This is a genomic window from Streptomyces sp. RKAG337 (assembly GCF_023701715.1).
Taxonomy (GTDB): domain Bacteria; phylum Actinomycetota; class Actinomycetes; order Streptomycetales; family Streptomycetaceae; genus Actinacidiphila.
The window spans coordinates 2,691,797-2,712,797 of record NZ_JAJOZA010000001.1 but is presented as its reverse complement, the minus strand read 5'-3'; the positions used below and the strand labels follow the sequence as shown (position 1 = coordinate 2,712,797).

The following is a 21,001-nucleotide window of genomic DNA, read 5'->3' as shown; positions in this document are numbered from 1 at the left end:
GGATGCCGGGCGGGGTGGTGGGGCCGGGCCCAGGACGGCCCGGCCCCACCACCCCGCTAGGGTCCACCCATGGGTGTCGCGATAGCCGCAATGGTCACTGCCGTCGTGGGCGTACTGGGCACGCTCCTCTCACCATTGGTCGCCCAGCGCTCCGCCGCTCGCCAGCGGGCCGAGGACGCGGCGGCCGCCGAAAGGCGCCGCGGTTTCGAGGAGCGGCGCGACGCGTACACCGCGATGAACCGTGCGTCCCGGCAGTTCCACACCCTGCTCAAGGACGCCCTGCACCGGATCCGCGACGGCGTCTACACCCAGGAGGAGCGCACCCTCGTCGAGGAGACCCGCCGCGACTACCGGGACCGTTACGCCGAGGCCCAGATGATCGTCCCGCAACGCGTACTCGCGGCCTCCCGAGAGCTCAACGCGGTGCTCGCACAGGCCGATGCCGCGGCCAAACGCCTCGACCGCGGCATGGCAGCACCGGGCGAGACCGCCGAGTCGGCCCTCGACCACCTGCGCACGGCGGAACCCAAGCTCACCGAACTCCAGCACCTGATGCGCGCCGATCTGGGCATCGCGGACTGACGAGGCCCGGAGTCAGCCGCCGGCCGGGGCGATGCCCGTCGGGCAGGAGCGGCCCCAGTTGGTTTCTGAGGGGGAGTCCAGGTCGACGCCGGTGCCGCCGATGCCGCAGTAGCCGTCGGGGTTCTTGTCGAGGTACTGCTGGTGGTACGGCTCGGCGGGGTAGAAGGGGCCGGCCGGGAGGATCTCGGTGGTGATGTCGCCGTAGCCGGCCTTGGTGAGGATCTGCTGGTAGGCGTCGCGGGAGGCCTGGGCGCCGGTGAGCTGGTCCGGGGAGTGGGTGTAGACCGCGGAGCGGTACTGGGTGCCGGAGTCGTTGCCCTGGCGGTTGCCCTGGGTGGGGTTGTGGGACTCCCAGAAGACCTTCAGCAGCTCGGCGAAGGACACCAGCGCGGGGTCGTAGACGACCCGGACGGCCTCGGTGTGGGCGGTGAGACCGCTGCAGACCTCGTCGTACGTGGGGTTCGGGGTGTGGCCGCCCTGGTAGCCGACGAGGGTGGTCCAGACGCCCGGGGTTTGCCAGAACTTGCGCTCGGCGCCCCAGAAACAGCCCATCCCGAAGTCCACGACCGCCAGATCGGCGGGATACGGGCCGGTCAGCTGCTTGCCCAGCACGGTGTGCCGCGCGGGCACGTCGAATTCCGGCTCCGTGCGGCCCCTGAGGGCCTCGTCGGCGGAGGGCAGGTGATTCTTGTGACGGTTCAGGAACATGGGGGGTTACTCCTCCGGGGTCGGCTCGCTATCAGGGAACGCCTGAGCGGGCCGCAGGATTCCTCGCCGCTGCCGGGTACGGCAGGTGGATCGCCGGTCCGGGCGACTACCCTCGGCGGAATGAGCGACCACGACCAGCAGCACCAGAATTTCGAAACCCTCGCGATCCACGCCGGTCAGGCGGCCGACGCGCAGACCGGCGCCGTGGTGACGCCGATCTACCAGGTGTCGACGTACAAGCAGGACGGAGTGGGCGGGCTGCGCGGCGGCTACGAGTACAGCCGCTCCGCCAACCCGACCAGATCCGCGCTGGAGGAGAACCTCGCGGCGCTGGAAGGCGGCCGGCGCGGGCTGGCCTTCGCGTCCGGGCTGGCGGCGGAGGACTGCCTGCTGCGCACCATCCTGTCGCCCGGCGACCACGTGGTGATCCCGAACGACGCGTACGGCGGCACGTTCCGCCTGTTCGCCAAGGTCGTCGAGCGCTGGGGTGTCCAGTGGTCGGTGGCCGACACGTCCGACCCGGCGGCCGTGCGGGCGCAGCTGCGGCCGAACACCAAGGCGATCTGGGTCGAGACCCCGTCGAACCCGCTGCTCGGCATCACGGACATCGCGGCGCTGGCGGAGATCGCCCGCGGCGCCGGCACCGGCGTGCGGCTGGTGGTGGACAACACGTTCGCGAGCCCGTACCTGCAGCAGCCGCTCGCGCTCGGCGCCGATGTTGTCCTGCACTCGACGACGAAGTACATGGGCGGGCACTCCGACGTCGTCGGCGGCGCGCTGATCACCGGTGACGCGGCGCTCGGCGACGAGCTGGCGTACCACCAGAACGCGATGGGCGCGATCGCCGGGCCGTTCGACGCCTGGCTCGTCATGCGCGGCATCAAGACGCTGGCGGTGCGCATGGACCGGCACAGCGCCAACGCCACCCGGATCGCGGAGCTGCTCCAGTCGCACCCGAAGGTGTCGCGGGTGCTCTACCCGGGGCTGGCCGAGCACCCGGGGCACGAGATCGCGGCGAAGCAGATGAAGGCGTTCGGCGGCATGATCTCGTTCCAGGTGAAGGGCGGCGAGGAGGCGGCCGTCGCGGTCTGCAACCGCGCGGGCCTGTTCACGCTGGGTGAGTCGCTCGGCGGCGTCGAGTCGCTGATCGAGCACCCGGGCCGCATGACGCACGCCTCGGTGGTGGGCTCCGCGCTGGAGGTCCCGGCGGACCTCGTACGGCTCTCGGTGGGCATCGAGTCGGTCGACGACCTGCTGGCCGACCTGACCCAGGCGCTCGGCTGATCCGTCCGATCCGTCCGATCCGTGTGATCCGTCGCCGTGGGCACCTGGTGGCCGGCTGAGCCGCTACCAGGTGTCCACCGGCGGTGTGGTGTCGAGCGGCTGCGGGTCGGGCCACTCCAGCACCGCGAACACCACACCCGTCACGATCGCCGCGACGAGCAGCAGCCACAGCAGCTGGTGCACGACGCGCCGCCGCCGCAGTATGCGGCGGCCGCGCTCGGCGGCCCGTTCCGCCAGGTCGGCGGGGACGTACGGGTGCGGGGTGTCGAGGACCCGGCGGACCTCCTCCTCCTTGCGGTCCGGGGGCATCATGACGCCGCTCCCTGGATCTCGTCGGCCGCGGAGGAGCTCTCGGCCGGGGTGTCCGACGGACCCCCGGACGGGTCCGACGGACCTCCGGGCGAGGACGCCGATCCCCCCGCCGATCCCCGCGGCGGACCCCCCGCCGATCCCCGCGGCGGACCCCCCGCCGATCCCCCCGGCGGGTTCTCGCGGGAGTTCTTCGCCGCGGCCCGTTGCCTGGCCTTCTCCGCCGCCGCACGGGCCTCGGTCACCGACCGGGCGGGAGCCGGCGCGGGGCGGCTGCGCAGGGTGGCGGTGGCACGGTTGCAGATGGCCCGTACGCGCTCCACAGGCAGTCCCAGCTGCGCGGCGGCCTGTTCCTCGGCGACGCCCTCGAACAGCCGCAGAACGACCACCAGCCGCTCCTGGGCGGTGAGCCGGTCCAGCGCTCCACCATGCGGCCGGCGCCACCACGGCCGGTACGCGAAGCGCCGTACGAGCTCGGTGCGGGCCTGGTCGTACGGGTCCTCGGAACGCATCCGGAACCAGTTCGCGTACGTGTGCGACAGGACGGTTCCCAGCAGCTTTTCGGCGGCGGCCGGGTCGCCGGTGAGCAGGGTGGCGGCGTGCAGGAGCCGTCCTGCCGCTCCTGCGGTGAACGCCTGAAACTCGACGTCCCGTTGGTACTCCGCTGCCGCCCGGCGCGTGCCCACGCCGCCAGTGGACGTCAAGCAGGCGGTTCAGGTCAAGGGTTCTGCGGGTGCGGGGTGCGCGCGGTGGCCGGGCAGGACCGGATCAAGCGCCGAGCGGGGCCGGATCATGCGCCGAGCGGGACGGGCGAGGTGCCGGGCGGGGAGCTGCCGGCGGCCGTGCGGGACCTACTCGTCGGCCGGTCCGGCCTGCACCGTCGTCGCGTGCCACTCGGACAGCGCCAGGTTGAAGCGCCCGAGCAGATCGCAGAACATCTCCCGTTCGTTCTCGCTCCATCCCTCGGTGACCTGGGCCATCAGCTGCTTGCGCGAGCTGCGGACCTCTTCCAGCCGGCCGAGGCCGCGCGGCGAGAGGGCGAGCACGACGGCACGGCCGTCCTCGGGGTGCGAGGTGCGCTTGACGAGGCCGGTGTCGACGAGCGGCGCGACCTGGCGGGTGACGGTGGAGGAGTCGATGCCCATGCCCTCCGCGAGTGCCTTGACGCCCATCGGGCCTTCGCGGTCGAGCCGGTTGAGCAGCAGGTACGCGGCCCGGTCCATGGAGTTGCGGGCCTTGCCCACACCGCCGAGGCGGGTCTGCTCCGCGCGCCGGGCGAAGAGAGCGACCTGGTGCTGGAGCCGCTCGAAGAGTTCGGTGGGCCCCGCCTCGTCGAGGGGGGGAGAGGAGGGCGACTCCGATGGATTGGGCATGGCCGGAAGCTCGCGTTCTGTCGGTCCTGCGGAGGTTGGGAGAAGAGTACGCGGAGAGGGTCACCATGAGACCCATCCCGCACAAACCGTGCTCCGGCGGTGACACGGGACCGGAACTGGGAGACTGGGCGCATGGACAGAGCGGCGCCCGCGGTACACCACCCGATCACGCTCGACGACGTGCGCGGGGCGCACAAGATGCTGTCCGGGGTGGCGCGGGTGACCCCGATGGAGGGCAGCCGGTACCTGACCGGTCTGATCGGCTCCCCGGTCCATCTGAAGTGCGAGAACCTGCAGCGCACCGGCTCGTTCAAGGTGCGCGGCGCGTATGTGCGGATCGCCGGCCTGACGCAGGAGGAACGATCCGCCGGGGTCGTCGCCGCGAGCGCCGGCAACCATGCGCAGGGCGTCGCGCTGGCCGCGTCACTGCTCGGTGTGCGGTCCACGGTCTTCATGCCGGTGGGCGCACCGCTGCCGAAGATCGCGGCGACCCGCGACTACGGGGCCGAGGTGCGGATGCACGGACAGGTGGTGGACGAGACGCTGCGCGCCGCCAAGGCGTACGCGGAGGAGACCGGCGCCGTCTTCATCCACCCCTTCGACCACCCGGACATCATCGCGGGCCAGGGCACGGTGGGTCTGGAGATCCTGGAGCAGTGCCCCGAGGTGCGGACGATCGTGGTCGGCATCGGCGGCGGCGGGTTCGCCGCGGGTGTCGCGCTGGCGGTGAAGGCGCTGCGTCCGGACGTGAAGGTGATCGGTGTGCAGGCGGCGGGCGCGGCGGCGTACCCGCCCTCGCTGGCGGCGGGCGAGCCGGTGGCGCTGGGCGCGGTGGCGACGATGGCCGACGGGATCATGGTCGGCCGGCCCGGCGACATCCCGTTCACCATCATTCGCGAACTGGTCGACGAGGTCCGTACCGTTTCCGAGGACGCCCTTTCCAGCGCGCTGCTGCTGTGCCTGGAGCGGGCGAAGATGGTCGTGGAACCGGCCGGGGCGAGCCCGGTGGCGGCGCTGCTGTCCGATCCGGACTCCTTCGAGGGCCCGGTGGTCGCGGTGCTGTCCGGCGGGAACGTGGACCCGCTGCTGATGCAGCGGATCCTCCGGCACGGGATGGCCGCGGCGGGTCGCTATCTGTCGCTGCGGCTGCGGGTGACGGACCGGCCGGGTGCGCTGGCGACGCTCCTGGGGGTGTTGTCAGAGGCGGACGCTAACGTCCTCGATGTGAGCCACGTACGGACCGATCCGCGGCTCGGACTCACGGAGGCGGAGGTCGAGCTGCACCTGGAGACCAAGGGGCCGGAGCACTGCGAGGCGGTCGAGGCCGCGCTGCTGGCCGCCGGCTACCTGGTCATCTGACGTCCGCTCCGGGCCGCGGTGCCCGAAGATTCGGCAACCCTCGGTCTTGACGCGATATATCGCATGCGCCATGCTCGCGATGTGTCGCGTTTGGACTCCCTGTGTGCGGACCTGGACGCCGGCCGAAAACAGGTCGCGGCCGCCCGCGAACCTCGCGATCATCGACACCGGAGATCTGTCCCCGGATTGGGAGTAGTCACATGCCAGGCGCGATCTACGCGGAAGGTCTGGTCAAGACCTTCGGCGACGTACGGGCTTTGGACGGAGTGGATTTCGACGTCCCGGAAGGCACGGTTCTGGGACTGCTGGGCCCGAACGGCGCCGGCAAGACCACTGCCGTCCGGGTGCTCACCACCCTGCTGCGACCGGACAGCGGCAAAGCCGTCGTCGCCGGTATCGACGTGCTCAAGCACCCCAACGAAGTCCGCCGCCACATCGGCCTGTCCGGCCAGTTCGCGGCGGTCGACGAGTATCTGACCGGCCGTGAGAACCTCCAGATGGTCGGCCAGCTCTACCAGATGAAGAGCCGTGACGCGAAGCTCCGCGCGGCCGAACTGCTGGACCGCTTCAACCTCGCGGACGCGGCCGACCGGCCCACCAAGACGTACTCCGGCGGCATGCGCCGCCGGCTGGACCTCGCCGCGGCGCTCGTCGTCAAGCCGCCCGTGATGTTCATGGACGAGCCCACGACCGGCCTGGACCCGCGCAACCGGCAGGTCATGTGGGAGGTCATCCAGGACCTGGTGGCCGGCGGCACGACCCTGCTGCTCACCACCCAGTACCTCGAAGAGGCCGACCAGCTCGCGCACGACATCTGCGTGATCGACCACGGCAAGGTCATCGCCCGCGGCACCTCCGACCAGCTCAAGGCGCAGACCGGCGGCGAACGCGTCGAGGTCGTCGTCCACGAGCGGGACCGGCTCACCGACGCGGAGCGCATCCTGCGCGGCTTCGGCAAGGGCGACACCAAGACCGAGGACCACACCCGCCGGATCACCGTCCCGGTCGACGGCGGTGCCAAGCTGCTCGCCGAGGTCATCCGCGATCTCGACGCCCAAGGCATCGAGATCGACGACATCGGGCTGCGCCGCCCGACCCTGGACGATGTGTTCCTCTCGCTGACCGGCCACGAGGCCGAGGTCGCCGCACCGGAAGAGGAGGCCAAGTGATGGCCGTCATCGACGCGAAGCCCACGACCACGCTGGCCCCCCGGTCCGGCGGCGGGGTCATGCAGTCCGTCCGGGACTCGCTGGTCATCGCCAAGCGCAATCTGATCCGGATGACCCGCATCCCGGAGATGATCATTTTCGGGCTGATCCAGCCGATCATGTTCGTGGTGCTGTTCACCTACGTGTTCGGCGGCTCCATGAAGGTCGGCGGCAGCACCGACCCCGCCACGTACAAGGAATTCCTGATGGCGGGCATCTTCGCCCAGACCGTCACCTTCGCCACGGCCGGCGCCGGCGCGGGCATCGCCGACGACATGAACAAGGGCCTCATCGACCGCTTCCGGTCGCTGCCCATGTCGCGCGGCGCGGTCCTCACCGGACGCACCCTCGCCGACCTGGTGCAGACGATGCTGACCGTCATCGTGCTGGCCGTCGTCGCCCTGATCGTCGGATGGCGCGTCCATGAGGGCATCCCCAAGATGCTCGGCGCCTTCGGGCTGCTGCTCCTGCTGGGTTACGCCTTCTCCTGGATCGGCGCGCTGATCGGCCTGTCGGTCCGCACCCCGGAGGCGGCCACCTCCGGCGGTCTGATCTGGCTGTTCCCCGTGACGTTCATTTCCAACGCCTTCGCGGACACCGGCAACATGACGCCCTGGCTGGCCCATATCGCCGAATGGAACCCGTTCAGCGCCACGGTGCAGGCCTGCCGGGAGCTGTTCGGCAACCCGGGCGTCTCGACGTCCAGCGCCTGGCCGATGCAGCACGCCGTGTGGGCGTCGCTGCTCTGGTCCGTCCTGATCCTCGTGGTGTTCCGCACCCTGGCGGTGCGCAAGTACCGCTCCGCGACCGCCTGACCGGACCGGCCCGCAACGCAGAACGGGCTCCCCGCCGTACCCACGGCGGGGAGCCCGTTCTGCGTCGTCCCGGAAGCTGTGTCCCCGGAAGGTGTGTCCGTGAAGGTCAGCCCCGGTGCGGCTTGACCGAGAGGATCTTGACGGAGGACTTCTTGCCGTTCGGCAGCTCGTAGACGGCGTCCTCGCCGGCCTTCTTGCCGCTCACGCCCTTGCCCAGCGGGGACTGCGGCGAGTACGTCTCCAGGGTGTCGCTCACGTACTCACGCGAGCCCACCAGGAAGGTCATGGTGTCGTCCGGGTCGCCGTCGAAGGCGATCGTGACGACCATGCCGGGCGCGACCACGCCGGTGTCGGCCGGCGCCTCGCCGACCTTGGCACGCTCCAGCAGCTGGGTCAGCTGGCGGACCCGCAGCTCCTGCTTGCCCTGATCCTCGCGCGCCGCGTGGTAGCCGGCGTTCTCCTTGAGGTCGCCCTCCTGGCGGGCTTCCTCGATCTTGGCGATGATCAGAGCGCGTGCCGGACCCGACAGGTACTCCAGCTCGGCCTTCAGCTGGTCGTACGCCTCCTGGGTCAGCCAGGTGACGCTCTCGCTGGTCTGGGTCACTGGTGCTCCTCGTAGGTACATGGGACTGCGTCAAAGTGCCTTGCCATCGCGTGGCCGGGCGAAACCTGGAGCCTAACAATTCCGGCACCCGCACGGGAGCGGGAAATCGTCAGTGTGTCGTCGTAGCAGGTCAGCCCTGGTCCGCCGGCTTGCAGCCGAGCAGCTCAGCGGTCTCCCCGCGGTGCGTGGTCCGCATGGTGACCACGGTGTCGACCTGCTTCTTGTGGTCGCGCATGGTCACGTCCATGCGTCCCACCTCAGTGTGGTCCTTGTCGACCGAGCGCAGCGTGCACACGGCGACCGTTCCGGCGTCCTTGCGGACCTCCAGATGGATTTCCACGGCCTGGTCCGAGACGGCCCGGGACTTGATGACCTCGCCGCTCACGTCCGTGCCCGCGACCGAATGCCAGCCGAACCAGCCGACCCCGCCCAGTGCCAGCACGCCCAGCACCACACCGATGATCTTCAGTCGCCGGTCGGCCCGCGCATCGGCGCCGCGTCCGTAGCGCCCTTCGGGCAGCCTCTCGCGCACCGCAGCCATGATCGTTCCTTCCGGTGGGGGCCATGGAATTAATTGCCCCCTCGCTTCGGTCACTATAGGAGGCGCCCTTTACATGGAACGAGGGGGCTACTACCGATGACTAGAGGATCCAGCCTTGACTGAGCAGCTGCGACTGATGGCCGTCCACGCCCACCCTGACGACGAGTCGAGCAAGGGCGCGGCCACCATGGCCAAGTACGTGTCCGAGGGGGTGGACGTACTGGTCGCCACCTGCACCGGCGGAGAACGCGGCTCGGTGCTCAACCCCAAGCTCCAGGGTGACCCTTATATCGAGGAGCACATCCACGAGGTCCGCGCCAAGGAGATGGACGAGGCCCGCGAGATCCTGGGCGTCAAGCAGTCCTGGCTCGGCTTCGTCGACTCCGGTCTTCCCGAGGGCGACCCGCTGCCGCCGCTGCCCGACGGCTGTTTCGCCGTGCAGGACGTCGAGGAGGCCGCCGGCGCCCTGGTGAAGCTGATCCGCGAGTTCAAGCCGCAGGTGATCACCACCTACGACGAGAACGGCGGTTACCCGCACCCCGACCACATCATGACCCACAAGATCTCCATGATCGCCTTCGAGGCGGCCGGCGACCCGGAGCGCTACCCCGAGGCCGGCGAGCCGTGGACGCCGCAGAAGCTCTACTACAACCAGGGCTTCAACAAGGCGCGCACCGTCGCCATGCACGAGGCGCTGCTCTCCCGCGGCCTGGAGTCGCCGTACGCCGAGTGGCTGGAGCGCTGGAAGCAGTTCGACCGCCCCGAGCGGCAGATCAGCACCCACGTGCCCTGCGCCGACTTCTTCGAGATCCGTGACAAGGCGCTGCTCGCGCACGCCACCCAGATCGACCCGGACGGCGCCTGGTTCCACGTCCCCATGGAGATCCAGCAGGAGGTCTGGCCGACCGAGGACTACGAGCTCGCCAAGTCGCTCGTGGACACCTCGCTGCCCGAGGACGACCTCTTCGCGGGCATCCGCACCGCCTAGCGCACAATGGGTACGTGATTGCCTCCCACGCACTGACCCAGTACGTCCCGCTCGCCGCTCAGGAGCTGGACAACAACAAGGTGACGCCCGGTCTCATCGGCTTTGTGATCTTCGCGGCGATCGCGCTGTCGCTGTGGGCGCTGATGAAGAACATGGGCAAGCAGTTCAAGAAGATCGACTTCGAGGAGGCTCCGGACCCCGCCGCGGGGGCGGCCCGGAAGCCGTCGCGGGGTCTGCGGGCGCACCGGGAAGCGCAGGCGGCCCAGGCCGCCCAGGCGTCCCAGGACAACCCGGCGTCGTAGCGCGCCCAGACGTCCCGGGACACCCGGCGCCGTAGCGCGCCCAGGCGTCCGCGGACCAGCAGGTTCCGTAGCGTGCCCGGGCGCCGGCCGGGCCGGCCGCACACCGGCCCGACCGGCGCTCCGGCCTGCCGCTCCCGCCTGCCGCCCTCAGGGCGCCGCCGGCAGCAGGTCCATGACCATGCGCGCGGAGCGGCCCGGCATCATGCCCAGCCGCCACGCCTCCCAGCTGCCGCCGGAGGCGGCCGTACCGCGCTCCAGCAGGACGGAGTAGGCCTCGGCGTACTCCTCCAGATCCGGGTCCCGGCCCGGGTAGTGCGCGGCCAGCAGGGCGCGCAGCGTGTCGGCGGCCTGCCCGGCGCCGTCCTCGGACAGCAGGGGCTGGACGGTGCAGCGGAGGAACACCGCCCAGTCCTGGCCGCGCCGGTCGCCGAGGTCGTGGAAGAGCTCACGGGCCTCGTCCAGCAGCGTCAGGGCTTCGACGAAACGGTTGTTCCCGGCGTCGATCACCGCGAGCTCCACGCAGGACCAGGCCTCGCCGTGCTCGACGCCGATCCGCCGGAAGTCCTGCCGGGCGTCCTGGAGCAGCTGACGGGCGAAGCCGCTGTTGCGGAGGTTGCCGGTGCGGACGGCCCGCTGGTCGCGGGTGACCCGGGCCGAGTGGTGGCGGGCGCAGGCCAGCCCGTACACGTCCCGCATCCGGCTGAACATGGAACGGGCCCGCTCCAGGGTGCGCAGCGCCTGGTCGCTGTTGCCGGACTCCTCCAGCGCGTGCCCCAGGTAGTACAGCGTCCAGGCCTCGCCGCGGGCGTCCTCGCAGGCCCGGTGGCGGACGAGTGCCTCGTCCAGTTCGCGGGCGGCCTCCTGGGCGTTGCCGCGCTGCAGGGTGGCGCGGGCGAGCTGGGTGCGGGTCCAGGCGGCGCCGCGCGGGTCGCGGGTCAGCGCGTAGCACTGGCCGGCGCTGCGCAGCTCGGCCTCGCCCTCGTCGACCGCGCCGAGCCGCAGATGGACCTGCCCGAGCTGGAGATGGGCCCAGGCCTGCCCGCTGACGCTCTCGTTCTGCCGGTGCAGTTCGAGGGATTCCAGGAGCAGCGGCAGCGCCTTGCCGAGCCGGCCCATGTCGCGCAGCACGGCCGCCAGCGCGTGCAGCGTCCAGGCCCGGTCCTCGCCGAGCTCCGGCGCCGCCTGCAGCTCCAGGGCCTCGCGGAGCTTGCTCTCCGCCTCCCGCAGACTGCCCTGGTGGTGCAGGGTGATGCCGAGGCTGCCGAGCGCGCGGGCGGCGCCCGCCGGATGCTGCGCCTCGAAGTACAGGTCGACGACGGAGCTGAGGGTGGAACGCGCCTTGTCGAGTTCGCCGAGCTGCCGGGCCGCGATGCCGGTGCGCCACTGCACCGACCGCACCAGGATGTTCTGCTCCTCGTCCGGGGCGGCCTTGGACGCCTGCGCCAGCTCGCTGATCTCCCCGAGCCGGTACAGGTCGCCGCGCAGCAGGCAGTAGTCGCACAGCGCGCCGAGCAGGGCCTGCACGACGGTGCGGTCCACGCCCTCGGCGTGCCGCAGCGCGGCGGTGATGAAGCTCGATTCGTCGTCCAGCCAGCGCAGCGCCATTTCGAGCGAGGCGAAGCCGTGCGCGCCGAACCGCCCGGCCCGGGTGGACGTCTTGCCCTCGACGAGCCGGATCACGGCGTTGGCCAGCTCGGCGTAGCTGCGGATCAGCCGCTCGTGGGCCGCGGCGCGCTCGGCCGGGTCCTCCTCGTCGAGCAGCCGCGCGTGCGCGAAGCGGCGTACGAGGTCGTGCGGCCGGTAGCGGCTGCCGCGGATGTGCTCGATCAGTCCGGCCCGCGCCAGCTCCTCCAGCCTGCGGCCGGCCTCCTGCTCGTCGGTGGCCAGCAGCGCGGCGGCGGCCGCCGCGCCGAAGCTGGCCCGCCCGGCGAGCGCGAGCCGGCGCAGCAGCCGCCGGGACGGTTCGGGCTGGTCGTGGTAGCGCAGCGCGAGGATCCGCTCGACGGCCTCCTGCGGGCCGTACGCCTCCAGGTCGGCGGCGAGCCCGGCGGCCGTGCCGTGGTCCTGCAGCGCCGCGCCGGCTATCCGCAGCGCGATCGGCAGGCCGTCGCACAGGCCGCGCAGCCGCTCGGACTCCACCGAGGTGGGCTCGGGCGCCTTCGCGGTCCTGGCCAGCTCGCCCAGCAGCTCATGGGTGTCGGCGGCGCCGAGCGGGCCGACGGGCAGGCTGTGCACCCACGCGTTCGGCAGGTCCAGGGAGAGCGGCTCGCGGGCGGTGACCAGCACCAGCGCCTCGGACCGCTCGGGGACCAGCATCCGCACCTGTTCCGCGTCCGAGGCGTCGTCGAGCACGATCGTCACCGGCGTACCCGTCAGATGCTTCTGGTACTGGTCGGCGAGCCGCCGCAGATGCTGCTCATGGTTGGGGCGCTCCCGGAACAGCAGCTGCTCGCGGGGCGCGCCGAGCCGGTTCAGCAGGTGCAGCAGCGCGTCCCGGGTCGGCAGCGGGCGTTCGTCCAGGGCCCCGCCGCGCAGGTCCACCACGCACGAGCCGCGGAACTGGTCGCGCAGCTGGCGGGCGGCGCGCACCGCGAGGGTGGTCGCCCCGGCGCCGGCCGGTCCGTGCAGGACGACGACGGTCGGCTTGCTCTCCGTGGACACCCGCGCCTGGTGCACCCACTGCGCGATCTGCGCGACCTGCTTGCGGCGCCCGGCGAACGGCCCGTCAGCGGACGGCAGCTGGCCGAACGACTGCTCCAGCACGGCCCGGGTCCGCGCGGCGGCGCTGCGGTCGGTGCGGCGCGGCGCCGGGACCTGGTGCCGGCCGTTGGCCGCGGCGGGGGAGGCGGCCCGGGAGGCGGCGGACTCGGCGGTCGCCCGGCTCCGGTGCTGCTCCAGGAAGGGCCGGATGCCGCGCTGTTCCACCGCGTCGAGCCAGCGCAGCCGGTACGGGGCCGGGTCGTCGGTCGCCGCGGGGGAGTCGGGAGAGGGCGCGGCCGGGCCCCGGAGCCCGACGGCCACCGCTCCGACCGCCCCGGCGGCCAGCCCGGTGGTGAGGGACGCCCCGGCCGACAGGTTCTGGCCGATCACGTCCACCGCGAACGCCGTCACCCCGACCGCGCCCGCGGTGATCGCGGCGGTGGTCACCGTCTCGCGGGAGAACCGCCCGGCGGACCCCGGCCGGCCGGCGGGCCCGCCGCCGGCGGCACGCAGATACAGCGTGTACTCCCCGGCCGCCTGCGCCATGATCTCGTCCAGCGAGGCCAGCGCCCGCTGCAGCAGCCGCTCCGCGTCCGCCGCCGTACTGCCGCGCGCCTCCTCGACCACGGCCAGCTTCAGCCGGCTCTCGACCTCCGCCCGGTCCCTCCCGGACGGCTTCGCCGGCTCTGGCGCTTCTCTCAACGTAGCTCCCCCTCGGTCGCCCGCCCGCCCCAAGTGTCCTGCCGTACACGTCGCGGAGCGACACCGTGTGTGAGGGTGGGTACATGGCCAATCGACTCAGCCGTTCCACCTCTCCCTACCTCCTGCAGCACGCCGACAACCCTGTGGACTGGTGGCCGTGGGGCGCGGAGGCGTTCGCCGAGGCCCGCGAGCGGGGGGTACCGCTGCTGCTCAGCGTCGGTTACAGCAGTTGCCACTGGTGTCATGTGATGGCGCACGAATCGTTCGAGGACGAGACGGTCGCGGCGTACCTCAACGAGCACTTCGTGCCGGTGAAGGTGGACCGCGAGGAGCGGCCGGACGTCGACGCCGTCTACATGGAGGCGGTGCAGGCGGCGACCGGGCAGGGCGGCTGGCCCATGACGGTGTTCCTGACCCCGGACGCCGAGCCGTTCTACTTCGGCACGTACTTCCCGCCCGAGCCGCGCCACGGCATGGCCTCGTTCCAGCAGGTGCTGGAGGGCGTTCAGGCGGCCTGGCGGGACCGCCGGGACGAGGTGGACGAGGTCGCCGCGCGGATCGTCAAGGACCTCGGCGAGCGGCAGAGCGCCTACGGGGCGTCGGTGACGCCCGGCGCGAAGGAGCTGGACGCCGCGCTGGCCGGCCTGGTCCGGGAGTACGACGCCGACAACGGCGGCTTCGGCGGGGCGCCGAAGTTCCCGGCTTCCATGGCCGTGGAGTTCCTGCTCCGCCACCACGCCCGCACCGGCTCCGAGGACGCCCTGCGGATGGCGGCCGACAGTTGCGAGGCGATGGCCCGCGGCGGCATCTACGACCAGCTGGGCGGCGGCTTCGCCCGGTACGCGGTCGACCGCACCTGGACCGTGCCGCACTTCGAGAAGATGCTCTACGACAACGCGCTGCTGTGCCGCGTCTACGCGCACCTGTGGCGCTCCACCGGCTCGGAGCTCGCGCGCCGCGTCGCGCTGGAGACCGCCGACTTCATGGTGCGCGAACTGCGCACGCACGAGGGCGGGTTCGCGTCCGCGCTCGACGCCGACAGTGATCGCGCCGATGGAAGTCACGCCGAGGGGGCGTTCTACGCCTGGACGCCCGCGGAACTGCGCGAGGCGCTCGGCGAGCAGGACGCGGCGTTCGCGGCCGCGCACTTCGGCGTGACGCCGGAGGGCACCTTCGAGGAGGGCGCCTCCGTGCTGCAGCTGGCGGCGGACGGCGCGCCCGGCGACGCGGACCGCGTCGCGTCAGTCCGCGAGCGGCTGCTGGCGGCGCGCGAGGAGCGGCCGCGGCCCGGCCGGGACGACAAGGTCGTCGCCGCCTGGAACGGCCTGGCCATCGCGGCGCTCGCCGAGACCGGCGCGTACTTCGACCGCCCGGACCTGGTCAGGGCCGCCCTGGACGCGGCCGATGTGCTGGTGCGGGTCCACATGGACAACTCCGGCCGGCTCGCCCGCACTTCACGCGACGGCGTCGCGGGTGACAACTCCGGGGTGCTGGAGGACTACGCGGACGTCGCCGAGGGCTTCCTCGCGCTCGCCGCGGTCACCGCCGAGGGCGTCTGGCTGGACTTCGCCGGGCTGTTCCTCGACTCGGTGCTGCACCACTTCGCCGCCCCCGACGGCACGCTCTACGACACCGCCGACGACGCCGAGACGCTCATCCGCCGTCCGCAGGACCCGACCGACAACGCCACCCCGTCCGGCTGGACGGCCGCCGCCGGGGCACTGCTGTCCTACGCCGCCCACACCGGGTCGAGCGCCCACCGCGAAGCGGCGGAGCGCGCCCTGGGCGTCGTGGGGGCGCTGGCGCCGCGGGCACCGCGCTTCATCGGCTGGGGGCTCGCCGTCGCCGAGGCGGCCCTGGACGGCCCCCGCGAGATCGCCGTGGTCGGAGCGGCCGACGATCCGGCCACCGCCGCCCTGCACCGGACGGCGCTGCTGGCGACCGCCCCCGGCGCCGTGGTGGCGCCCGGTGCGCCCGGCAGCGACGAGTTCCCCCTGCTGCACGAGCGGCCGCTGGTCGGGGACCGCCCGGCCGCCTACGTCTGCCGGCACTTCGTGTGCGACGCGCCGACCACCGATCCGGCCGCACTGGCCGCGTCGGTGGGGAACACCGCCGGAGCGTGAAACCGCCTGGGGCCGGTCCGGCCGTTCATGATCGGCCGGACCGGCCCTAGAGGGTCCCTAGAGGGTGAGGCCGCGTTCCAGCACGTCCAGGGTGCGTTCGACGACGTCCAGGAGTTCACCCTGCTGGTCGTGCTCGCCCCAGTGCATGGTGGCCTCCTGGAAGGCGCCGAGCACCGCCCCGGTGAAGATCCGCAGTTCCAGGTCGTCCACCGGGCGGCCGGTGCGCTCGGCGAGGACGCCGGCGAGGATCCGGCCGGTCGCCGACATGCTCTCCATCGAGCGGGCGCGGACGGCCGGCACGTCCCGCAGCAGCTTGGCCCGCGCGCTGAGGTCCGCGCGCTCCTGCGGGTCCTCGCAGATGGCGCGGAGCGATTCCACGAAGGCGTACCGGATCGCCTGGAGCGGGGACTCGTCGGCCGGGCGGGCCCGGATCGCCGCCTCGATGAGCGGGTCGTACTCGTCCGTGAGGACGATGTCCTCCTTGGTGGGGAAGTACCGGAAGACGGTGCTGGGGGAGACGTCGGCGGCCTCGGCGATCCGGTCGACGGGCGTGGCGTCGTAGCCCTGCTCGTCGAAGAGCCGGTACGCGGCCCGGCGGATCGCCTGGCGGGTCTGGATCTTCTTCCGCTCCCGCAGGCCGATCTTCGGCGTGCCGGCGGTAGCGCCGGAGAGCGTGCCGGCGGGGGCGGTGGTCGTGGCGGCCGTCGTACGTGCGGACATGCCGGTCATTGTCCGGCATCGGCCGGCAGTGCGGCCACCGGCGGTACGGCCCCGGATGCGTTTCCGGCCTTGGCGCCCGCCCCGGTACCGGCCTCGGTAACCGTCTCGGCACCCGCCGCGCCTTCCGTTCCGGCACCGGACCCGGCGTCGGCACCAGCGTCGGCACCGGTCCTGGGGAGCAGCGTCGCGGTGAGCAGCGCCGCCACGAGGGCGGTGAGGCCGCAGACCAGCAGCACCGTCGTCATGCCGTGCACGTACGCGGCGTCCGCCGCGGCCGCGAGGCGGGTGTCGCCGAGCTTGCCGGCCACCACGTGGGCCGCGACCACGGAGTCGGCGGCGGCGTGCGGCGCCCCGGCCGGCAGCCGGTCGGCGTAGGCGCCGACCAGCAGCGAGCCGAGCAGCGCGATCCCGATCGCGGCGCCCACCTGCCGGACGGTGCTCAGCAGTCCCGAGCCGCTGCCCGCCCGGTCCGCGGGGAGTGCGCTGAGCGCCGCCGTCATGGCGGGGACCACCGCGAAGCCGAAGCCGAATCCCACGATGGACAGCCACAGTGCGGTGAAGCCGTAGCCGGTGTCGACCGTGGTGCGGCTGCCGAGGAACGCCGCGAAGGCGAGCACCACCAGGCCGCCGCTGATCACCGCGCGGGCCCCGAACCGCTGGATGAGGGGGGCGCTGCCCTTGGCGGCGAACATCACGCCGCCCATCATCGGCAGCAGCCGCAGGCCGGTGCCGAAGGCGTCGTTGCCGAGCACCGCCGTCAGATACGGCGGGAGGACGAACATCAGCCCGGAGAAGATGAACATGCCGAGGGTCGCGGCGAGCGTGTTGAGCAGGAACGGGCGGTGGCCGAGCAGCGTCATGTCCAGCATGGGCCGGACCATCCGGCGTTCGCGCAGGACGAGGGCCGCGATCAGCACGGCGGCCCCGGCCAGCATCCCCACCACGACCGGGTCGGACCAGCCGCGGGCGGGCGCCTCGATGATCCCGTAGATCAGTGCGCCCAGACCGGCCGCGGTGAGCGCGGTGGAGACCGCGTCGACCCGGGGCGACGCCGGGTCGCTGGTCTCGGGCAGCAGGAAGACGCAGGCGATGATCCCGAGGGCGGCCATCGGCACGTTGATCAGGAAGACCGAGCCCCACCAGAAGTGGTTGAGCAGGAAGCCGCCGATGATCGGGCCGAGCGGCATCCCGAGCGCGGAGGCGGCGGTGACGATGCCGACCGCCTTGGTGCGCTCCTCGGGCGCGAAGAGCGACGGCAGTACGGCGAGGGCGAGCGGCATCACCAGCGCGCCGCCGATGCCCATGACCGCGCGGGCGGCGATGACCGGTTCGACACTGGTGGCCAGCGAGCCGACGAGCGAGCCGACGAGGAAGATCCCGAGGCCCGTCACCAGCATCCTGCGGCGGCCGAAGCGGTCGCCGAGCAGTCCGGCGGGGAGCATCAGGGCGGCGAAGACGACGACGTAGGCGTCCGCCATCCACTGCTGCTCGCCGGTGGTGGCGCCGAGCTGGCCGGCCATCGTCGGCAGCGCCACGTTCAGGATCGTCATGTCGAAGCCGAGCACGAGCATGCTCGCGACCATGGCGCCGAGCGCCCACCAGCGCCGGGGGTCGAGCTGTGCGGTCATGACACTCCTCCGTCAAATCTTTAAGAGTTGCTATCAAGTGACAGTAACTCGCAAAAGATGGGGCCTGTCAATATTCAGATGTGCGCGCCACCGTGCACCGGGGCGCGGAGCCGGGTACGTGGAGCCGGCTACGCGGAACCGGGTACGCAAAGGCGCCCGCGACCGGATCGGTCGCGGGCGCCTGACGTGAGTCTGGGGCGGGCCGTTGGGCGGTGCCTTGAGCGGGGCATGAGCCGGAGTCCAGGCCCCGCCCCGATTACGCGTGCTGGTACGCGACCAGCGAGATCCCGACGTAGTGGATGACGAAGGCCGCCAGCGTCAGGGAGTGGAACACCTCGTGGAAGCCGAACCAGCGAGGTGACGGATTGGGCCGCTTGAGGCCGTAGATGACGCCGCCCGCGCTGTACAGCAGTCCGCCGACGACCACCAGGACCAGCACCGCGATACCGCCGGTGCGCAGGAAGTCCGGGAGGAAGAAGACGGCCGCCCAGCCGAGCGCGATGTAGCAGGGGGTGTAGAGCCAGCGCGGCGCGCCGACCCAGAAGACGCGGAAGGCGATGCCGGCGAGCGCGCCCGCCCAGACGAACCACAGCAGCGGGGTCGCCTTGTTCGACGGGAGCAGCAGGATCGCGAGGGGTGTGTAGCTGCCCGCGATGATCAGGAAGATGTTGGAGTGGTCCAGGCGACGCAGGATCGCCTCACCTCTCGGGCCCCAGTTTCCGCGATGGTAGAGGCCGCTCACGCCGAACAGCGCGCAGGCGGTCACGGTGAACACGGCGCAGGCGATGCGGCCCCGGGTGCTCTCTGCGAAGGCGGTCAGCACCACTCCCGCGATCAGCACCGCAGGGAACATACCGGCATGAATCCACCCTCTGAGCAACGGCTTCAAGAGGGTGGGCGGGTCGAGCTCTTCTACGGCTTGAGACACAGCGGAAGTCTCCTCGACGGGGTCCATAGCGTCAATGCTACCTACGGGACCGTAGGTTACGGCACCGTAGATATGGCAGGTGGAAGTGGCGATGCTCACCCTTCGCGCCCTGGACAGATCGGGTTTTCTCCCCCGACACTCATATGAGTGAGGTCGGCACCGGATGAGCGGCCACGTGGCGTCCGGGTCGCAGCCCCCAAGGGGCCGAGGTAGTTCCACCATGCGGACAGCAGGACTAGAGTCCGCAAAACCCTCAAATCTGACGCCGAATCTGTGCAAATTCGGCGGGACGGAGCGATCGTGGCGCGCGAAATTGCGGCTCCCACCAATCACAAGGACCTGATCGCCTGGGTCGGCGAGATCGCCGAAATCACCCAGCCGGACGAGATCGTGTGGTGCGACGGCTCGGAGGCCGAGTACCAGCGCCTCTGTGACGACCTCGTGGCGAACGGCACCTTCAAGCAGCTCGACCCCAACAAGCGCCCGAACTCCTACTACGCCGCCTCCGACCCCACCGACGTGGCCCGGGTCGAGGACCGTACGTTCATCTGCTCCGAGCGTGAGCAGGACGCCGGCCCGACCAACCGCTGGAAAGCCCCCGCGGAGATGCACGAGATCTTCTCGGGCGAGCAGGGCCTGTTCCGCGGCTCCATGCGCGGCCGCACCATGTACGTCGTCCCGTTCTGCATGGGCCCGGTCGGCTCCCCGCTCTCCGCCAACGGCGTCGAGATCACCGACTCCGCGTACGTCGCCGTCGCCATGCGCACCATGACCCGCATGGGCAAGGCCGTCCTGGACGACCTCGGCGAGGACGGCTTCTTCGTCAAGGCCGTGCACTCCGTCGGCGCGCCGCTCGCCGAGGGCCAGGCCGACGTGCCGTGGCCGTGCAGCACCACCAAGTACATCTCGCACTTCCCCGAGACCCGCGAGATCTGGTCCTACGGCTCCGGCTACGGCGGCAACGCCCTGCTCGGCAAGAAGTGCTACGCGCTGCGGATCGCCTCCGTCATGGCCCGCGACGAGGGCTGGCTCGCCGAGCACATGCTGATCCTCAAGCTGACCCCGCCGACCGGCGAGGCCAAGTACATCGCGGCCGCGTTCCCCTCCGCCTGCGGCAAGACCAACCTCGCGATGCTGCAGCCGACCATCCCCGGCTGGACCGTCGAGACCGTCGGTGACGACATCGCCTGGATGCGCTTCGGCGAGGACGGCCAGCTCTACGCGATCAACCCCGAGGCCGGCTTCTTCGGCGTCGCGCCCGGCACCGGCGACGACACCAACGCCAACGCCATGAAGACCATGTACGCCAACACGGTCTTCACCAACGTCGCCCTGACCGACGACGGCGACGTCTGGTGGGAGGGCATGACGGACGAGCCGCCGGCCCATCTCATCGACTGGAAGGGCAACGACTGGACGCCGGAGTCCGGCACCCCGGCCGCGCACCCCAACGCCCGGTTCGCCGTCCCGGCCTCGCAGTGCCCGACCATCGCGCCCGAGTGGGAGGACCCCAAGGGCGTCCCGATCTCCGCGATCCTCTTCGGCGGCCGCCGCGCCAGCGCGGTGCCGCTCGTCACGGAGTCCTTCGACTGGCAGCACGGCGTCTTCATCGGCTCCAACATCGCCTCGGAGAAGACCGCCGCCGCTGAGGGCAAGGTCGGCGAGCTGCGCCGCGACCCGTTCGCCATGCTGCCGTTCTGCGGCTACAACATGGGCGACTACTTCGGCCACTGGATCAAGATCGGCCAGCAGGCCGACGCCGCCAAGCTGCCGAAGATCTACTACGTCAACTGGTTCCGCAAGGACGCCGGCGGCCGCTTCGTGTGGCCGGGCTTCGGCGAGAACAGCCGGGTCCTGAAGTGGATCGTCGAGCGCCTCAACGGCGAGGGCGAGGGCGTCGAGACGCCCATCGGCATCCTCCCGGCCGCGGGCGCCCTCGACACCGAGGGGCTCGACATCTCGCAGGAGGACCTGGACCTGCTGCTCTCCGTCGACCTCGACGTCTGGCGCGACGAGGCCGGTCTGATCCCCGCCCACCTGGAGACCTTCGGCGACCACACGCCGAAGGAACTGTGGGACGAATACCGCGCGCTGGTCGCCCGCCTCGGCTGACCTGACAGTCGGCTC

General features: G+C 71.7%; 18 protein-coding genes and 1 pseudogene. 9 read left to right on the top strand and 10 right to left on the bottom strand.

Annotation, left to right across the window (positions count from 1 at the left end):
• Nucleotides 1-69: 69 nt before the first annotated feature.
• A complete protein-coding gene (locus LNW73_RS11695) occupies nt 70-582 on the top strand; it encodes a hypothetical protein (RefSeq protein WP_250989872.1) in 513 nt (170 codons plus the stop codon).
• 12 nt (nt 583-594) lie between these two features.
• Here LNW73_RS11695 and msrA read toward each other — a convergent pair whose 3' ends face one another.
• Nucleotides 595-1,290 carry a peptide-methionine (S)-S-oxide reductase MsrA gene (gene msrA / locus LNW73_RS11690; RefSeq protein ID WP_250989871.1) on the bottom strand — a complete coding sequence of 232 codons (696 nt, stop codon included), beginning with the start codon at nt 1,288-1,290 and terminating at the stop codon, nt 595-597.
• Between the two features lie 120 nt (nt 1,291-1,410).
• Here msrA and LNW73_RS11685 point away from each other — a divergent pair, with 120 nt between their 5' ends.
• Nucleotides 1,411-2,574 (top strand): cystathionine gamma-synthase, encoded by a 1,164-nt coding sequence (locus tag LNW73_RS11685; RefSeq protein ID WP_250977446.1) that lies wholly within the window; start codon nt 1,411-1,413, stop codon nt 2,572-2,574.
• Between the two features lie 63 nt (nt 2,575-2,637).
• Here LNW73_RS11685 and LNW73_RS11680 read toward each other — a convergent pair whose 3' ends face one another.
• The 3 genes and pseudogenes from LNW73_RS11680 to LNW73_RS11670 form a co-directional block, all read right to left on the bottom strand.
• Nucleotides 2,638-2,886: a hypothetical protein gene (locus LNW73_RS11680; RefSeq protein WP_138352164.1), complete on the bottom strand. Its 249-nt coding sequence runs from the start codon at nt 2,884-2,886 to the stop codon at nt 2,638-2,640.
• Nucleotides 2,887-3,104: 218 nt separating this feature from the next.
• Nucleotides 3,105-3,569: pseudogene (locus LNW73_RS11675) on the bottom strand (sigma factor-like helix-turn-helix DNA-binding protein); the annotation flags it as partial.
• Between the two features lie 165 nt (nt 3,570-3,734).
• On the bottom strand, nt 3,735-4,256 hold the full coding sequence (locus tag LNW73_RS11670) for a MarR family winged helix-turn-helix transcriptional regulator (protein ID WP_250989870.1): 522 nt from the start codon (nt 4,254-4,256) through the stop codon (nt 3,735-3,737).
• 132 nt (nt 4,257-4,388) lie between these two features.
• On the opposite strand from LNW73_RS11670, the gene ilvA reads away from it, so the two are divergent.
• The 3 genes from ilvA to LNW73_RS11655 all read left to right on the top strand — a co-directional run bounded on the left by ilvA (nt 4,389) and on the right by LNW73_RS11655 (nt 7,638).
• Nucleotides 4,389-5,615 carry a threonine ammonia-lyase gene (ilvA, locus tag LNW73_RS11665; protein WP_250989869.1) on the top strand — a complete coding sequence of 409 codons (1,227 nt, stop codon included), beginning with the start codon at nt 4,389-4,391 and terminating at the stop codon, nt 5,613-5,615.
• 200 nt (nt 5,616-5,815) lie between these two features.
• Complete coding sequence (locus tag LNW73_RS11660) at nt 5,816-6,784, top strand: ATP-binding cassette domain-containing protein (protein WP_250989868.1); 969 nt, start codon at nt 5,816-5,818, stop codon at nt 6,782-6,784.
• Entirely contained in the window at nt 6,784-7,638 is an 855-nt protein-coding gene (locus LNW73_RS11655; RefSeq protein ID WP_250977450.1) for an ABC transporter permease, read from the top strand. Before LNW73_RS11660 ends, LNW73_RS11655 begins: the two co-directional genes overlap by 1 nt.
• Before the next feature lie 106 nt (nt 7,639-7,744).
• On the opposite strand, the gene greA is transcribed toward LNW73_RS11655, so the two are convergent.
• Together greA and LNW73_RS11645 are read right to left on the bottom strand one after the other, a co-directional pair.
• A complete protein-coding gene (greA, locus tag LNW73_RS11650; protein WP_250977451.1) occupies nt 7,745-8,242 on the bottom strand; it encodes a transcription elongation factor GreA in 498 nt (165 codons plus the stop codon).
• A gap of 130 nt (nt 8,243-8,372) precedes the next feature.
• Nucleotides 8,373-8,783 carry a DUF4307 domain-containing protein gene (locus tag LNW73_RS11645; protein WP_250989867.1) on the bottom strand — a complete coding sequence of 137 codons (411 nt, stop codon included), beginning with the start codon at nt 8,781-8,783 and terminating at the stop codon, nt 8,373-8,375.
• 115 nt (nt 8,784-8,898) lie between these two features.
• On the opposite strand from LNW73_RS11645, the gene mca reads away from it, so the two are divergent.
• Together mca and LNW73_RS11635 are read left to right on the top strand one after the other, a co-directional pair.
• On the top strand, nt 8,899-9,771 hold the full coding sequence (mca, locus tag LNW73_RS11640; protein ID WP_138352156.1) for a mycothiol conjugate amidase Mca: 873 nt from the start codon (nt 8,899-8,901) through the stop codon (nt 9,769-9,771).
• Nucleotides 9,772-9,785: 14 nt separating this feature from the next.
• On the top strand, nt 9,786-10,073 hold the full coding sequence (locus LNW73_RS11635; RefSeq protein ID WP_250977453.1) for a hypothetical protein: 288 nt from the start codon (nt 9,786-9,788) through the stop codon (nt 10,071-10,073).
• A 147-nt stretch (nt 10,074-10,220) separates the two neighbouring features.
• Here LNW73_RS11635 and LNW73_RS11630 read toward each other — a convergent pair whose 3' ends face one another.
• Nucleotides 10,221-13,400 carry a tetratricopeptide repeat protein gene (locus LNW73_RS11630; protein ID WP_441349490.1) on the bottom strand — a complete coding sequence of 1,060 codons (3,180 nt, stop codon included), beginning with the start codon at nt 13,398-13,400 and terminating at the stop codon, nt 10,221-10,223.
• Between the two features lie 158 nt (nt 13,401-13,558).
• Here LNW73_RS11630 and LNW73_RS11625 point away from each other — a divergent pair, with 158 nt between their 5' ends.
• Nucleotides 13,559-15,598, top strand: a complete 2,040-nt coding sequence (locus tag LNW73_RS11625; RefSeq protein WP_250989865.1) for a thioredoxin domain-containing protein — start codon at nt 13,559-13,561, stop codon at nt 15,596-15,598.
• Between the two features lie 57 nt (nt 15,599-15,655).
• Here the strand turns inward: LNW73_RS11625 and LNW73_RS11620 are convergent, their stop codons facing one another.
• The 3 genes from LNW73_RS11620 to trhA form a co-directional block, all read right to left on the bottom strand.
• Entirely contained in the window at nt 15,656-16,318 is a 663-nt protein-coding gene (locus LNW73_RS11620; RefSeq protein ID WP_441349477.1) for a TetR/AcrR family transcriptional regulator, read from the bottom strand.
• Nucleotides 16,319-16,323: 5 nt separating this feature from the next.
• Nucleotides 16,324-17,946, bottom strand: a complete 1,623-nt coding sequence (locus LNW73_RS11615) for a DHA2 family efflux MFS transporter permease subunit (protein ID WP_250989863.1) — start codon at nt 17,944-17,946, stop codon at nt 16,324-16,326.
• Between the two features lie 256 nt (nt 17,947-18,202).
• A complete protein-coding gene (gene trhA / locus LNW73_RS11610; RefSeq protein ID WP_250989862.1) occupies nt 18,203-18,901 on the bottom strand; it encodes a PAQR family membrane homeostasis protein TrhA in 699 nt (232 codons plus the stop codon).
• 273 nt (nt 18,902-19,174) lie between these two features.
• On the opposite strand from trhA, the gene LNW73_RS11605 reads away from it, so the two are divergent.
• The gene (locus LNW73_RS11605; protein WP_138352148.1) at nt 19,175-20,986 is read left to right on the top strand and encodes a phosphoenolpyruvate carboxykinase (GTP); all 1,812 of its coding nucleotides are present in this window, start codon (nt 19,175-19,177) and stop codon (nt 20,984-20,986) included.
• Nucleotides 20,987-21,001 lie beyond the last annotated feature (15 nt).